Annotated in this window: 16 protein-coding genes and 1 other RNA gene; 8 read left to right on the forward strand and 9 right to left on the reverse strand. The window is 40.6% G+C overall.

Translation table 11 applies throughout. The features are described from left to right. Positions 1-133: 133 nt before the first annotated feature. Together V7K50_RS18080 and V7K50_RS18085 are read left to right on the forward strand one after the other, a co-directional pair. On the forward strand, positions 134-874 hold the full coding sequence (locus V7K50_RS18080; protein ID WP_334962353.1) for a cytochrome c biogenesis protein CcdA: 741 nt from the start codon (positions 134-136) through the stop codon (positions 872-874). A 30-nt stretch (positions 875-904) separates the two neighbouring features. After that, a complete protein-coding gene (locus V7K50_RS18085) occupies positions 905-2,305 on the forward strand; it encodes a cytochrome c biogenesis protein (RefSeq protein ID WP_334962355.1) in 1,401 nt (466 codons plus the stop codon). A gap of 18 nt (positions 2,306-2,323) precedes the next feature. Here V7K50_RS18085 and V7K50_RS18090 read toward each other — a convergent pair whose 3' ends face one another. Then, positions 2,324-2,578, reverse strand: a complete 255-nt coding sequence (locus V7K50_RS18090; RefSeq protein ID WP_334962357.1) for a hypothetical protein — start codon at positions 2,576-2,578, stop codon at positions 2,324-2,326. Between the two features lie 84 nt (positions 2,579-2,662). On the opposite strand from V7K50_RS18090, the gene pstS reads away from it, so the two are divergent. Beyond that, positions 2,663-3,760: a phosphate ABC transporter substrate-binding protein PstS gene (gene pstS / locus V7K50_RS18095; RefSeq protein WP_334962360.1), complete on the forward strand. Its 1,098-nt coding sequence runs from the start codon at positions 2,663-2,665 to the stop codon at positions 3,758-3,760. A 37-nt stretch (positions 3,761-3,797) separates the two neighbouring features. On the opposite strand, the gene queF is transcribed toward pstS, so the two are convergent. The 6 genes from queF to V7K50_RS18125 form a co-directional block, all read right to left on the reverse strand. Further along, the gene (gene queF, locus V7K50_RS18100; RefSeq protein WP_334962362.1) at positions 3,798-4,199 is read right to left on the reverse strand and encodes a preQ(1) synthase; all 402 of its coding nucleotides are present in this window, start codon (positions 4,197-4,199) and stop codon (positions 3,798-3,800) included. A 246-nt stretch (positions 4,200-4,445) separates the two neighbouring features. Continuing rightward, positions 4,446-4,847 carry a hypothetical protein gene (locus V7K50_RS18105; RefSeq protein WP_334804558.1) on the reverse strand — a complete coding sequence of 134 codons (402 nt, stop codon included), beginning with the start codon at positions 4,845-4,847 and terminating at the stop codon, positions 4,446-4,448. A gap of 156 nt (positions 4,848-5,003) precedes the next feature. Next, complete coding sequence (locus V7K50_RS18110) at positions 5,004-5,390, reverse strand: phasin family protein (RefSeq protein ID WP_334962364.1); 387 nt, start codon at positions 5,388-5,390, stop codon at positions 5,004-5,006. Positions 5,391-5,415: 25 nt separating this feature from the next. Beyond that, positions 5,416-5,512, reverse strand: an RNA gene (gene ffs, locus V7K50_RS18115) — signal recognition particle sRNA small type. Between the two features lie 37 nt (positions 5,513-5,549). Further along, a complete protein-coding gene (locus V7K50_RS18120) occupies positions 5,550-5,816 on the reverse strand; it encodes a YciI family protein (protein ID WP_334962366.1) in 267 nt (88 codons plus the stop codon). A 165-nt stretch (positions 5,817-5,981) separates the two neighbouring features. After that, entirely contained in the window at positions 5,982-6,419 is a 438-nt protein-coding gene (locus tag V7K50_RS18125; RefSeq protein WP_334962368.1) for a KGK domain-containing protein, read from the reverse strand. A gap of 117 nt (positions 6,420-6,536) precedes the next feature. Here V7K50_RS18125 and V7K50_RS18130 point away from each other — a divergent pair, with 117 nt between their 5' ends. From V7K50_RS18130 to V7K50_RS18140, 3 genes are all read left to right on the forward strand, one after another. Next, entirely contained in the window at positions 6,537-7,088 is a 552-nt protein-coding gene (locus V7K50_RS18130; protein WP_334962370.1) for a 2'-5' RNA ligase family protein, read from the forward strand. 325 nt (positions 7,089-7,413) lie between these two features. Beyond that, complete coding sequence (locus V7K50_RS18135; protein WP_334962372.1) at positions 7,414-8,157, forward strand: peptidoglycan-binding domain-containing protein; 744 nt, start codon at positions 7,414-7,416, stop codon at positions 8,155-8,157. Positions 8,158-8,867: 710 nt separating this feature from the next. After that, a complete protein-coding gene (locus V7K50_RS18140) occupies positions 8,868-9,809 on the forward strand; it encodes an N-acetylmuramoyl-L-alanine amidase (protein ID WP_334962374.1) in 942 nt (313 codons plus the stop codon). Between the two features lie 110 nt (positions 9,810-9,919). Here V7K50_RS18140 and V7K50_RS18145 read toward each other — a convergent pair whose 3' ends face one another. Both V7K50_RS18145 and V7K50_RS18150 read right to left on the reverse strand, forming a co-directional pair. Beyond that, the gene (locus tag V7K50_RS18145) at positions 9,920-10,789 is read right to left on the reverse strand and encodes a zinc metalloprotease HtpX (protein WP_334962376.1); all 870 of its coding nucleotides are present in this window, start codon (positions 10,787-10,789) and stop codon (positions 9,920-9,922) included. A gap of 320 nt (positions 10,790-11,109) precedes the next feature. Beyond that, complete coding sequence (locus V7K50_RS18150; protein WP_334962378.1) at positions 11,110-11,328, reverse strand: Chromate resistance protein ChrB; 219 nt, start codon at positions 11,326-11,328, stop codon at positions 11,110-11,112. Positions 11,329-11,334: 6 nt separating this feature from the next. Between V7K50_RS18150 and V7K50_RS18155 the strand changes: the two genes are divergently transcribed. Both V7K50_RS18155 and V7K50_RS18160 read left to right on the forward strand, forming a co-directional pair. Beyond that, entirely contained in the window at positions 11,335-11,523 is a 189-nt protein-coding gene (locus V7K50_RS18155) for a hypothetical protein (RefSeq protein WP_334962380.1), read from the forward strand. Between the two features lie 229 nt (positions 11,524-11,752). Next, positions 11,753-14,269 carry a CPBP family glutamic-type intramembrane protease gene (locus tag V7K50_RS18160; protein ID WP_334962382.1) on the forward strand — a complete coding sequence of 839 codons (2,517 nt, stop codon included), beginning with the start codon at positions 11,753-11,755 and terminating at the stop codon, positions 14,267-14,269. The last annotated feature ends 222 nt before the right edge of the window (positions 14,270-14,491 follow it).

Genomic DNA, 14,491 nt, shown 5'->3' on the forward strand with positions numbered 1-14,491 from the left:
TATTTTAAATACATTTCCTTAGACAGATGAAGTTTAGATGAGATCGGGTTGCGATCGTGAGTTATGGTGACTCTACATCTAAAAATAAGCTACCATTCAAGCAGAGTAAGCATTTCCCGCTCAGAAACTCCCCATGCTTGATAACCTGCAAACCCAAATTTACCAATTAGAACAATTTGCCAACAGCCTTGTTTCTAACCAACTCACACACCTAAGCGTGGTGAGTATTGGTATCATCTTTGCGGCTGGCTTGCTCACCAGTCTCACACCGTGTATGCTTTCTATGCTACCAATTACCATTGGTTATATCGGTGGTTATGAAGCGAAAAGTCGCTTACAAGCAGCAGCCCAATCAACTTGGTTTGCACTCGGATTAGCAACTACATTGGCAGCGTTAGGTATTGTAGCAGCTTTTCTCGGAAAAGTCTACGGTCAAGTGGGAATTGGTTTGCCGATTATCGTCAGCATTATCGCCATTCTCATGGGGCTGAACTTATTAGAAGCACTACCTTTACAATTTCCATCCTTGGGTGAAACTAATTGGATTTCGCCAGATTTACCAGCCGGATTGCGTTCTTATTTGCTGGGGCTGACTTTCGGCTTAGTCGCATCTCCTTGTAGCACCCCTGTTTTAGCTAGTTTACTAGTTTGGATTGCCAATACACAAGACTTAATTTTAGGCGCTGTTTTGCTACTTTCTTATACAGCAGGTTATGTAGCACCGTTAATTTTGGCGGGTACTTTTACAGCTTCAATTAAAAAATTACTAGAATTGCGTCGCTGGTCTGGTTGGATTAACCCAGTTAGTGGGGCGCTGTTAGTAGGATTCGGTGTATTTTCCTTAATTTCTCGGATTCCCCTAGGCAGTTTTTAATATCAATACCTCTATTAGATTTTACACATAATGACCTTAGAAGATTCAGTGTCAAAAGAATTAAAATGGTGGGCTATACCTGGGCAACTCTTACGGCAAGACCTTTTGCCTGTACTGACCAACTTACGACTAGCGATCGCACTACTGCTATTGATTGCCATCTTTAGCTCCACCGGTACTGTCATTGAGCAAGGTCGAACACCTGCATTTTACCAGGCTAACTACCCAGAACATCCAGCTTTATTTGGTTTCTTAACTTGGAAGGTAATTCAAGTAGTTGGATTAGACCACGTATATCGTACCTGGTGGTTTTTGTCCTTACTCGTCTTATTTGGCACCAGCTTAACTGCTTGTTCATTTACCCGACAGTTACCAGCCTTAAAAACTGCCCAGCGTTGGAAATATTACGAAGAACCACGGCAATTTCAAAAGTTAGCTTTAAGTGCAGAATTAGATACTGGTTCCCTAGATTCTTTAAACCAGATATTACAGAAACACCGCTATAAAATCTTTCAAGATCCAGAAAAAGAAAATCTCCTCTACGCCCGCAAAGGAATAGTCGGACGCATCGGCCCAATTATCGTTCATATTGGCATCGTCGCTATTCTGCTAGGGGGAATTTGGGGGGCAATGACTGGGTTTCTGGCTCAAGAAATGGTTGCCAGTGGTGATACATTTCAGATCACAAATATTGTCGATGCTGGTCCTTTAGCAGCAGCCCAAGTCCCGAAAGATTGGTCTGTGCGCGTCAATCGTTTTTGGATTGACTACACACCATCTGGCGGCATTGATCAATTTTATTCAGATTTGTCTGTCTTGAATAATCAGGGAAAGGAAGTTGACCACAAGAAGATTTTTGTCAACGAGCCTCTGCGCTATCATGGTGTAACTTTGTATCAAACTGATTGGGGAATCGCAGCAGTTCGCGTCCAATTTAACAACAGCCCTATTTTTCAGCTACCGATGGCGCAATTGAACAGCAACGGTAATGGGCGCATTTGGGGAACCTGGGTGCCGACTAAACCCGATTTGAGTGAGGGTGTCTCCCTGCTAACCAAAGACTTACAAGGGATGGTATTAGTTTATGATGTCACCGGTAAACTTGTTGATACAGTCCGCGCGGGGATGTTCACCAAAGTTAATGGCGTGAAGCTGAAAATTCTGGATGTAGTTGGTAGCACTGGCTTACAAATTAAAGCCGATCCAGGGATACCAATTGTTTACACAGGGTTTGGTTTGCTAATGCTGGGTGTAGTGATGAGTTACTTTTCCCACTCGCAAATCTGGGCATTGCAAAAAGGCGATCGCTTGTATGTGGGTGGCAAAACCAATCGCGCCCAAGTTGCTTTTGAACAAGAGGTTTTAGAGATTTTAGATCGGCTGAGTTTACAGCCAAAAGGTGAAGAGAAAGAGACAGCGATCGAAGTTTAAACGCTCCAGGGGCGCAAACTAAACCTTTACGCCCCTCTGCATTTCAAAGTTATTTACAATTAATTCGATGTCCGCCAAATCAACCATCATAAGCAGTTTGTAGTGGGGACTGAAGTCCCCAAAACCAGGACTAATAACATTTCTTTGTGAGGCTGCACCAAACCCTTTTAACTTCTTTCTTTCTTTCTTTCTTTCTTTCTTTCTTTGTGTCCTTTGCGTCCTTTGCGGTTCGTTTTTCTTTCTTGGTATAAAGTCCTGACTACGAAAGAACATTTTTTATTCAGCTTGATTAAGCGGACATGATATTACATCTACATAGCTATAAATTGGAGAGTTACCAGAGGTATTTATTAAAAATTGGAACAAAAGATTTCTATATCTGCTCAACTTCAATCCAAGGGATGCGTTTACCTTCTACCCTTAATCGCTATCTTGTTGAGTATCGCTTCTTGCACCGCTAATAATCGAAACATCAATCGTGTTTCTCTTGTTGGTGCCGGGGCAAGTTTTCCCGCACCTTTGTACGAACGCTGGCTTTCAGATTATAACCAGCAAAATCCCAATGTGGAAATTAACTATCAAGCTATAGGCAGCAGTGCTGGAGTGCAACAGCTAATCGAAGGTACCGTGGACTTTGCAGCCAGTGATGTGGGAATTACAAATCAAGAAGCAGCCAAGATAAAACGGGGAGTCATCGCTTTACCTCTAACTGCCGGTTCAATTGTGCTGGCTTATAACCTGACACCAGTTACACAGCACTCGTCTCAAGTCAATGTGCCAACTGCTCTCAGGCTATCACGCCAAGTTTACGTAGATATCTTTCTCGGAAAAATTACGAATTGGAATCATCCTCAAATAGCCGCAGCTAATCCAGGAGTAAGTTTGCCCGATTTACCGATTCAGGTTGTACACCGAACTGATGGGAGTGGAACTACAGGCGTGTTGACACAACACCTAAGCGCCATAAGTCCACAATGGAAAACCAAAGTTGGGGCTGGTAAATCGGTAGCATGGCAAGTGGGAATTGGTGGAAAGGGTAACGAAGGTGTTACCGCCCTGATTCAACAAATACCAGGAGCTATTGGCTATGTCGAGTACATTTACGCCAAACAAAATAAACTTCCTGTAGCTGCTTTAGAAAATAAATCTGGTAATTATATTGCGCCGACACCCAAATCTGTAGCCCAAACTTTAGAGACAGTGAAATTACCCGCCGATAACTTGATTGCTTTTATCACCGATCCTACAGATGCCAAGTCTTATCCCATCGTTACTTACACCTGGCTTTTAACTTATCACCAATATCCAAACCGAGTTAAAGCTCAAGCGCTGAAAAAGTTTGTTAATTGGGCTGTGATTGACGGGCAAAAATCCAGTTTGGAACTCGGATATATTCCTTTGTCTAAAAAAGTTGTGCTGCAAGTGGAATCTGCTGTCAAGAAAATTGGTGAATAAAGCCGATTAATCCCATCTGCGCTTATCAGTGATGATATTACTTTTGGTGACGCACTTCAACCACGGTATGTACATTACCGCGAGGGGTAAAATCCGCTTTCACCGTGACTTCCAACGGATCACAAGCAGCCACAAAATCATCTAAAATTTGATTTGCAGATTCTTCGTGGGAAATGTAGCGATCGCGGTAACTATTAATATAAAGTTTGAGTGCCTTTAATTCCACTACCCGTTCATCAGGCACATAGCTAACGTAAATTGTCGCAAAATCAGGATAGCCGGAAAAGGGACATTTACAAGTAAATTCCGGCAAAGTAATATTAATGTCATATCGCCTCCCCACACGCGGATTCGGAAAGGTAATTAATTTACCTTCCGCAATGTCGCGTTCGCCATATTTCATCTCTTGGTTTGTCTGGGATACACTTTCATTTGTCATTTGTCATTTGTCATTAGTCATTTGTTATTAGTTATTTTACCGAAAAAATGGGTTTAAAGCCCCGTGCTTCACGCAATGCTTTAAAGTAATGAGTAATAAGTAATAAGTAATAAGTGAATATTCTTACTCATTACTCATTACTCATTACTTATTACTCCAGAATCACCGTGGCTTCAGTCCGGTGAGGATGTCAATTATCTTTACGTCCTTTTAGTAATTTTATAACTCCTAACTCCTAACTCCCCCTCAATACTCTTCTTTCTCCCAATCTAGACAACTCTCATCTTCACAACCGTTGGGATGCATAGCACAAACTAACAAATTACCACCATAAACTTGGCCGTGGTAGTGATTACAACCAATACAGGCGGGATTTTTTTCGGCTGTGGCTTCAACTGAATAAGGAAAACCCGGATCTACATCTGCTACAACGTCTTCCAGTTCCCAGTAAGCTTCCAACATTGGTTCAGCAAAATCCTGTAAATACTGATCGACTTCAGTCACAATGTTGTTGTGTACTTGCTCGGTGACTTCTTCCGTTAGCTCAAAAAATGCGTCTACCACTTCACTCATTCCCAGGAAGAAACGCTCTACTTCTTCAGCCACTATTTCGACAATTTCTGCTAAATCTTTTTGCCACTGTTCCATAAACTTGACACCTTTGCAGGCTATAAACAGGACGCTTTGTGTTATCTGGCTTGAAGCACTAACGTATACACTAGGCAATGTATCTTATCAAGTTTCTATCCTAAGTGTCATGTCAAAATGCCACTTATTACTGATATTTCCATCAAAGAATGCTTTTTATTGATCGCGTTGCAATCGTTTTAACTCTTCTTGCAGGTTTAGCACTTCTTGGCGTAACTTATCTACATTCTCATCATTTGATGCCTGTTTCACCGTTGGTTCTTCATCTTCCTCTAAAATCTCAATGCGGCGAGGTTCAGAAGGGGGTGCTTTCTCAGAGGTTTCACCAGATGGTTGGGCTTGTTGGGCTTGCTTCATCATATCTTCAACGAAGCGGCGGGCTTCTTCTGTATTCATTTCGCCCTTTGCAACCATTTCATCTGCCAGTTTTTGGACTTGCGATCGCACTTGGGCTAATTTTCCCCCTGCTTTCTCACCTGCGTAAGAAGCTAATCCAACACCGAGGTAAAAAGCTTTTTGAACAATATCTCCAAAACCAGCCATTGTTGCTGACCGCTCCTAAAAATAGGGCGACCCGGAGACTACGCCTACCACAAGCCTCCCGTGTTGCTGCTACCTTCCGGTTCTGACAAGATTTGGGTGTTGCGATCGCATAGATCCAGGTCTTCTCAAAGCATAACATGAAAAGTCAGTAAGTGTGTGTTATTCCATAACAATTCGCCATTCATAAAGCTGATAGGTAACGCAGTCGTTTTGCACCAAGGGGTCATCAGCGACAATTGCTTCGGCTTCAGCTTTTGAGGCTGCCTCAAATAGCAACATCCCGCCTCTTTGCTCTGCCCAATAGCCTGTTCGCGCTTTGTGTCCTTTAGCAATCAAATCCTGAATGTAGGCTCTGTGGGCAGGTACATATTGGTCAAAGGTAGGTTTATCGACTTTGCCTTCTTCAATTTTGACAAACCACGGCATTTGCTTCTTAACTCCAGTTACAACGAACATCCTGCTTAAGTTATGACTATTTTTAGTAGCATTTTAGTAGCAATATACACGAACTACAGTGATTTATTTCTCATGGATATGTTGCCTATGCCTACTGTCTACCAGTAGACGACGCATCTGTGACTATTCGATATCTTAGATATCTAGGTGCGATCGCAGATCATCCAAGGGTGACTGTGGTTTTTCATCTGCCGCAGGGGGCTTTTTCAAAAAAGCCTCTGGGTTGTCAGGGATGAATTCCAGACGAAAACGGAATCGTCCCTTCTGCCAGCCTCCGCCTCTAGCTAGTAAAACCTCACACTTACAACCCTCTTCGGTAAACCATTGGCGCTCAGGAGTAGGATAATTATTCTTCCGATATGTCCAAGAAAGAATAGCTTCTACAAGGTTGCGGAACTTAAGCATGGGCGGTGTATCAAAAGCGTTTGAAGAAAAACCAGATACAACATCTTCATCGTCCAAGTTAAATCTGTCTTCATCGCTGAAGTCAAATCTATATTTCTTGCTCTCATCGCTGAATTTCTTACTCTCGTCGCTGAAGCTCGAACTACGTCTATGTCTATGTCTACGCATTTCAATTTTCTGTTTCGGTACACAATATAGCAGATCAAACGCCAACTCGATCTGCCTTCTCTAAGTTTTCCCAGCGACCACCAATTACTAAAGAATAAAAATAATTAATATAGATAGATGAGCCGTTTTTTTGTCGCCCTCCTACCACCGCAAGACATCCAAGACTACGCCAACGAGATTAAGCAGTACTTTAGCGATCGCTATGCTAGTAGCGGGGCGCTAAAGTCTCCGCCTCATATTACCCTGCGATCGCCCTTTGAATGGGCAGATGCTAACTTGCCACTGCTAGAAGCATCTTTGAAAGAGTTTGCTACTGGACAACAGCCAGTAGTAATTACACTCAGGGGATTTGATGCCTTTGCGCCTCGTGTTATATACATAGATGTAGTCAAAAGTCAAGAGCTTTTAACTTTGGAAGCTGATTTAATGGCTTATACAGAAAGCAACTTGGGAATTGTTGACAAGGTTTCTAAAACCCGCCCTTTTGCGCCTCATCTAACGGTTGCATTTCGGGATTTAACAAAGCAAAACTTTCAAGCTGCTTGGTCAGAATTTGAAAAGCGTCAGTTACATTTTGAGTTTACTGCTGACAAATTAACACTGCTGCTTCACGATGGGAATCGCTGGAATATTAAATCGGAGTTTGATTTTTTTTCTGGTAGTAGTTGAGCGATGTTTTGGTGATTTTTAATGTTGTAGCTAATTTTATTTTGGATTGTGGGTAGAGCGGTAGGGTAGCATAGCTAGTTGTGCTACCCTACTACGTAGTAGTATTATCAATAGTTGAGAATAAGCCGCGATCGCCCTTTCTTTTTTCCAGTGTGTAGTCGCGTAAGCCGAACGTCTCAAAGAGTTGCAGTTTGTCGTCACACATCGCTTAACTTTTGGAACGCCTTGCAAACAAGAAATGTTAGATTTATTTATTCCTACGTACTTAATTTTTGTAAAACAAGATACATTAAATGGTAGTTTAGTCGCAAAGGAACCAAAAAGTATGTCCGTTAGTAGCCCTGAAGTCATCCGTCACATATTGATTGGGTTGGGATATTTAGCTCCTGAGATTGATCCTAAACCGGATCTCACCAAATTTGCTCCCTGGAAGCGGAATAACAACTCATTGACAGATGATCCTACTGAAGAAGCGATTAAAAAGTTTCAGAAACAGTACTCACAAAAACTTGTGGTTAATGGTAACGCTGACTCTGATACTCGATCTGTAATGGAAGATACAGTTACAGGGCTTCAGAATAGATTGAAGTTGCACGGTTTTGCAACCAATGCCGAAATTCCAAAAGACAAGCCTTTTTATGGGCCAGCCACTTATACAGCAGTCAAGAAATTTCAAAAATCTCAGGGTTTAACTGAAAATGGCATTGCCACTATTGAACAGCGTCAAATTCTACAGCAACCTAGTTTAACAGATAAGCCCCAGTCTCAGCCCCAATCACAACTCAAGCTGATAGATTTGTGCTTCCAATTCAAAAAAGATCCTCAAAATCCTTCTTACATCGCAGCATTAAATAACTTACAACAAAATCTACCCAAGGACGTTTTACACAAAGTTACTAACAAATGGAGGGGGACAAACGATCAAAATCCTGAGATTGTCAAACTGACGAATCTCTTTACTTATTATGATGACAACAATCAGAACCATCGTGATGCACTAAATCACTTACAAAGTCAGATTACCCCAGCCATCTCTCAAGCATTTTTAAGCCTCTGGAATAAGAAATAACAAATAGGACTTATAGGGGGCAGCATTGTACGAATTTTACAACTGATTCCGGGACGGGATAATCCTGAAAGAGCCTGCAACTGTTGCCTTTACCGACGAGTAACAGCAATGCTTGTCTATTCTTGCACCTACAATAGATCAAAAAACTGGACTTCAACAAAACCCTCCGGGAATTACTACTTTAATTCGTGGACTTTATCAGTTTTAATCCACCTTTTTTAGCTGGGAACTCTCTCTATATCTACTTCTGTGTACACCGTAGCCTTTTAGGATGGAGAAATAGAAGCGAGGTTTTCCAGAACCCGTGAAAAGTCAGGTTTACATTAGGGTATGCCTTCGTTCAGGGATTTGGGCCTCGTACTAGGTAAATTTATCATGGCTTTCTACTTTTACAAAGAGTTATTATCTCAATAATGGAGTCAATTGCTGCATTTCAATATATTGCAAAAATCAACGACTTATTCCCGATTTTGATAGATTATAATGATTGTATTTTTGGTGACAAAACGCCTTTAGTATAGTGCATTTTACGACACAAAATTTGCTGTTCATCTTCGCACGAAAACTTATTTTGTCTACCAGCGTAGTAATGCTGAAAACAATGCAGCTATTGCTAACAAGTACTTTCACAAATTTATTAACCAAACTTTGTCTATATAATTAGAAGAGTTTTGAACTAGTGTAAAAACAAGTAAGTTGAGGATAAATTCATGAAATTTGGAATTGATAGCGGGCACAATTGTCCACCAGACACAGGAGCCAACGGAATTAGATTTGAGGATAATTTAACTCTAGATGTAGGTAATAGAGTTATAGCCAAGTTAAGAGCATTGGGGAACGAAGTCGTTGTATGTAGACCAAGTAGTGCTCGTACAGTAACTGAATCGCTTTCAAAAAGATGTTCTACAGCTAATGGAAGTAAAGTAGATATTTACGTCTCGATTCATTTTAACTGTTTTAACGGACAAGCTAACGGCACAGAAGTATATGCGAATAGCGATACAGGGAGAAAAATCGCTAAACCTGTACTAGACGAAATCATCAAGTTAGGATTTTTTAATCGCGGCGTTAAGAGTGGTTCCCACTTATACGTTCTGAAAAATACAGATATGCCTGCGATTCTTGTAGAAGGTTGCTTTATCGATTCGCAAAAAGATATGAATCTTTTTAATCCTGAAGCAATGGCTAATGCGATCGTCAAAGGCTTAACAGGTAAAGTGTCAAGTGTTCCTGTTAACCCCGTACAAGATGAAGAAAATAATGCAGATGAGACTATTCTCAGATTGCAAAAAACCTTAAATCAGCTAAAAATAACTGATAAAAATGGTAAGGCTTTAGTGGAAGATGGCTTCACCGGGGCTAACACCAAATCTGCCGTAGAAAAATTTCAGACTATTATTGCAGTTCAGCCCACTGGAATTGCTGATGATGCTACGTGGAATGCCATAAATCTAATTTTGGCAAAACGAATTATCAGACCAAACCATGCTGGTGGTGCAGTTGTCAGATACTTGCAATACCGTTTAGGTGTTGAGAATGATGGCGTTTACGGCCCGCAAACAGAGGTTATAGTTAAGAATTTTCAAAAGCAAAATGGTCTAGATGCCGATGGCATTGTTGGGCCTGCTAGCTGGCAGAAATTAATTGCTTAGGTTGATGGAGACTAAGGACTAGGGACTGGGGAAGTTTCCTTCCTTTAATATTGTTCGCAATAATCATTAGTCATTGTGAATTTCACAAATGACTAATGACTAATGACTAATTAATAAACTTTTGTTGGCAGTTGTTGCTCTAATTTTAGCAATGCTGCAACTCGCACTTCTGTAGCAGGGTGACTGGAGAATAAGTTACCCAAAAACTGCCCAGAGATAGAATTGATAATTAATAACGGCTCATAAGCTGGATTAGCATTTAAAGGCACCTGCTTTGCTGAAGCTTCTAACCGTTGCAACGCCCTAGCTAAAGCGCGGGGATTACCAGTTAATCTAGCAGAACCGGCATCAGCAGAAAATTCTCGTGTGCGCGAAATTGCTAGCTGAATAATTGTTGCAGCCACCGGTGCAAGCATAACTGTTAATAAAACTCCTATTGGATTTCCACCTCTGTTGTCATCTCGTGAACTACCGCCAAACCATAAGCTATAACTAACCATTTGGGCTAGAAATGAAATAGCACCAGCAACAGTAGCAGCAACGGCTTGTGTGAGGGTGTCACGATTAATAATATGGGTTAGCTCATGGGCAATAACGCCTTCGAGTTCATCCTCTGGCAATATATTTAAAATACCTTCGGTGACAGCCACAGCAGCGTGTTCTGGATCGCGCCCTGTTGCAAAGGCGTTAGCACCAAGGCTAGGAACGATGTAAACTTTAGGCATGGGAATATTGGCGCGATCGCTCAATCTCTGCACTATCCGATAAAGTCCTGGTGCTTCCCTTTCACTCACAGGCTGTGCCTGATATACTGCCAAGGCAATTTTATCTGATTGATACCAAGAAAACAGGTTTGTTGCTGCTGCCAAGCCAATCCCGATAATTAAGCCACTAGAACCGCCAATTACCCAGTAACTAATTGCGATCAAAAGACCACTTAACGCAGCAAGCAAAGCAGCCGTTTTTAATTGATTTGTCATATTTTTGCTCTCCTGCTAATGCTGTGTAATTTTTTTTAGAAGACAGCATTACTTCAGCTACATTCTGATTTTATCCAGCCAAACTTAGATATGTGGTACAGAAAACCTATCACAGAAGTACGGTTTTCCCACTTAACTTTTATCGAACAGAATTTAGTTGTTTTTGATACCTATGTATTTATAATAAAACCAGCATAGATAAATACCCAAAATGCATCTATCTACAGGAATAAATTGTCTATCTAGATAGAAATTACAAGTGCAATTTCTAAGTTAGGCTACGCCAACATCATTAATTCAGATCCAGTTACTTATACAGGTTACGAATTTATCCCTTCTGCTTGATATACTTGTTCGGTAAATAGGTGAAAGTCTAATTCACACGCCTTAAAAGCTTCAGTGGCTTGTGAGTATTTTTGAGCATTAAACAAATCGCGATCGCGGATTTTGGGCAACCAAGAACGGAGTTTAGTTAGTTCCGCCTCATTCTCTCCCAGTTCTGCAAAAATCAGGTTACTTATTTTCCGTTCCTCGCTCAATTCGCTATGAAAATCCCGACATTGCCCCAAAAACTCAATAGTATACCTGCAAATTTGTGCGGCACTGCTTTTGGATTCCTCAACTTGGCTGTAGGATTAGCCCTTTTACCTGCTAGTTTGCTAGCTGGTGGCTTGTGGCAAACATTGGGAGCAGAGGCAACATTGATCACTGGGAGCTTGTTTGCGTTGGCGTAGCCCGCCGAAGGCATCGCTGCTGTGTTATTGCTGGTAATTAATAGAAAAAAATATTTACAAATATAAGGTAATACAGACTTAACCCCCAGCCCTTCCCTGCAATAGAAGGGGAGCAAGAATCAAAGCCTCTCAGAAGTGGGGGATCAATAAGTGCCTAAAATCATTGGCAACCTACAGTACTCTTATATTTATAGTAAGATTATCAGCAAGTTTTAGTTGCTGATAATATATGATTTGGCGTGGATTGAGTCGAAAAGCAAAGCTACTATTTACAAGATTTTTACTGCTAGTTTTCATAGCAGTAATTGCGGGGTGGCAACTCTCCCCAATACAAGCCCAGTTAGTACAACAAGAAAGCAATTACGCGATACATATTCGACAAAATTTTAATCAATCTGGTTTTTATCCCATTGCCAAAATTCCATCTGCAAACCTTTATAAACCGATTGGCGATTGGGTAGGAAGGTTAATTTTACCAACTAAACAGCAATTACAAGATGGTTTGGATTGGGTATGGATGGAAGTGCAATATGCACCACCTACAGCACAAAATTTAGTAGGGAATATTGTACGTTTAGAGTGGAAAAACAATCAAGATTTGCTTGCTTTGGATCAAGCAGTAATGCGAGATGTAAATTTCACTTTGGAAGTGATTAAAAGTCAAGAAAAAGGAAACATTCATCCTTTTCGACTAAATGGAGTTCGCCACGTAGGGATTTTACGCTCTTTGGCAGGTGCAAATCCTGATGATAATGTAATTGTTGTTTTAGACTCAAGTACAGTAATTGATCCAAGTCAAGAAAAATCTATTTTGCAAATTGAACGCGAACCTGTTTTGGCAACTGGCAGGTTTTATGGGTTGGTAAAAATAATTAAACCGATTAAATCTAGCTCCAAAACTATTTCATTTCCAAAAGCGAAGCAATATCCCGATGATTTTTTGGTAAAGCATTATAATCCTTATTCAAATAAATTTGATGGTCTTCAAGAAACTATTCATATTCCCCAACAAGTAATAGATAGGCGAAATTTTGCTCCTTCAAGTTCGCAGCAAATCGAACAATCACCTGCGGGTGAAGATGGGTGGTATATTTATGGTGCTGCCGATGCAAAGGGTGTATTTACGGTAGCCGCACTTGCACCTCGTTCTCTCTTTCAAATTCAACCCCATCACATCACTACTGGTGATAAATTAGGGCTAAATTACATTCAAGATGTAAATTGGCAAAATACTGAGAAAAATAAAGGTAAATTCAATACTGTATTATTAAAACCTGTAGAAACACAAAATTCACTTAATCAATCTATATCAAAATGGCAAGACGGTAATAAAGCTATTGTCCTACACCTATTTGGTGGAATTGGCGGACGTAATGCTGAAGCAGTCGCAGTACCTTATACTATCACCGGACATTTTGCTTTTGGAATTGCAGAAGTTGTCCGTGACGAGTTTACTAAAGAATTACGTTTCGAGACTAAATACCACCAAATTTATGCCCATAACCCCGATGGAATTATTGCCGGAACGCATACATGGGCTGATTATATGGGTAATTTGCAACGTGGTTGGCTGGCAACACGTCCAGTATCAGATATTCTGATCAAATTCGATCCTGTAACCCAGGATTATGATTTTGGTGGTGTTAAACTTTCGCCTTTAGAACAATTCCAGCAGCAATTACAGATAACAATGGCACGTTATCGGGTTGGTGATGGAACTGGTGGCGCAATGGTATCACCTGCTACCTCATGCGTCCAAGACGCAAGCCAAGCACTTTATGCTGCGATACTGGCAATTAAAAACCAAGTTGCAACAACTCCTCAAATTCAAACTTGGATACGCGCAAACCCCAATCATCCGCAAACATTACGCTTTCAGCAGCTAGTTGAATTAGGTAAATCTTTAGAACAACAATTAGCACCATTGGGTATAGTTCGCGCTGATTGGCAAAGTCAAGCAAGTATACTCGCAGGTACGGGCATAGGAAAAACGACGCAACCATTTGAAGATCGTAGTATTTGGGCTGGTTTGACAACATGGCGAACAATAATGCCTAGACAGGCACACGACGATCTCGCCGCAATATTTTTAAAACATGGTGCGATTATGCAAGTATTGCGAACCAATCAAGTAGGTGGTTGGCAACCTAATATTACACCCATTGCGCCAACAGTACTTTTAGGACAAATTAAGATTCCCTTTACCAATATTTCACCAATTTCAATTATTTTAAATCGCGTTTTAGCGTCCTTAGCAGTTCCGACATTAAAAGATTGGTTAGTTGTTGCTTTAATGCTGATAATTTATAGCGTTATTGCCCTACCTTATGGCTGGAAATTTGGATTTTTAGATATCCAAATTTGGTCTGCAAATTGGATTAATAAATGCTTGTTAGCATTGCGTTGTTTATTTTTAGCTGCCATTGTTGAAGAACTCTTCTTTCGCGTTTTTTTGCTTCCTCATCCTAGCGAAATCAGCAATTGGTTAGGAGTGACTCTGGGGGCAATAGTGAGTTTATTCTTATTTGTTTTGTATCATCCATTGAATGCTAAAACATTTTTTAAAGGTGGAATTACCACATTTTACAATCGTGTTTTTCTGGTTTTGGCTGCATTCTTGGGAATTATATGTACTGTTGCATATACCCTAACAGGATCTTTGTTTGTAATAGTTTTAATTCACTGGGTTGTTGTAGTAGTTTGGTTAATTTTTTTTGGAGGAATCAGAAGATTTGATCAGAGTTGATTCAATACGGTTCGGATAAGGTTCTTTGATGACACGCCGCTAATCGCAAAGATGCGATAAATCACCGTCTTTACAATAATTAGTCCTTTCTTTGTAGAGACGGCGATTTATCGCGTCTTTTGCTTTAACCGAACCGTATTGAGAGTTGATTGATCAAGTAAATTTTAAGTAGGGTGTGTTAGGTGCTTGACCAAAATTTTTCGTGGCAAAGCATATTTTAAT

Origin of the sequence: Nostoc sp., assembly GCF_036917135.1 — a bacterium.
Lineage (GTDB): Bacteria > Cyanobacteriota > Cyanobacteriia > Cyanobacteriales > Nostocaceae > Nostoc.

Bases quoted from the DNA above. Each gene is read 5' to 3' on its own strand.
- V7K50_RS18080 (WP_334962353.1), top strand. From the start codon at position 134: ATGCTTGATAACCTGCAAACCCAAATTTACCAATTAGAACAATTTGCC.
- V7K50_RS18085 (WP_334962355.1), top strand. From the start codon at position 905: ATGACCTTAGAAGATTCAGTGTCAAAAGAATTAAAATGGTGGGCTATA.
- V7K50_RS18090 (WP_334962357.1), bottom strand. From the start codon at position 2,578: ATGTTCTTTCGTAGTCAGGACTTTATACCAAGAAAGAAAAACGAACCG.
- queF (WP_334962362.1), bottom strand. From the start codon at position 4,199: ATGACAAATGAAAGTGTATCCCAGACAAACCAAGAGATGAAATATGGC.
- V7K50_RS18105 (WP_334804558.1), bottom strand. From the start codon at position 4,847: ATGGAACAGTGGCAAAAAGATTTAGCAGAAATTGTCGAAATAGTGGCT.
- V7K50_RS18110 (WP_334962364.1), bottom strand. From the start codon at position 5,390: ATGGCTGGTTTTGGAGATATTGTTCAAAAAGCTTTTTACCTCGGTGTT.
- V7K50_RS18120 (WP_334962366.1), bottom strand. From the start codon at position 5,816: ATGCCGTGGTTTGTCAAAATTGAAGAAGGCAAAGTCGATAAACCTACC.
- V7K50_RS18125 (WP_334962368.1), bottom strand. From the start codon at position 6,419: ATGCGTAGACATAGACATAGACGTAGTTCGAGCTTCAGCGACGAGAGT.
- V7K50_RS18130 (WP_334962370.1), top strand. From the start codon at position 6,537: ATGAGCCGTTTTTTTGTCGCCCTCCTACCACCGCAAGACATCCAAGAC.
- V7K50_RS18135 (WP_334962372.1), top strand. From the start codon at position 7,414: ATGTCCGTTAGTAGCCCTGAAGTCATCCGTCACATATTGATTGGGTTG.
- V7K50_RS18140 (WP_334962374.1), top strand. From the start codon at position 8,868: ATGAAATTTGGAATTGATAGCGGGCACAATTGTCCACCAGACACAGGA.
- V7K50_RS18145 (WP_334962376.1), bottom strand. From the start codon at position 10,789: ATGACAAATCAATTAAAAACGGCTGCTTTGCTTGCTGCGTTAAGTGGT.
- V7K50_RS18155 (WP_334962380.1), top strand. From the start codon at position 11,335: ATGAAAATCCCGACATTGCCCCAAAAACTCAATAGTATACCTGCAAAT.
- V7K50_RS18160 (WP_334962382.1), top strand. From the start codon at position 11,753: ATGATTTGGCGTGGATTGAGTCGAAAAGCAAAGCTACTATTTACAAGA.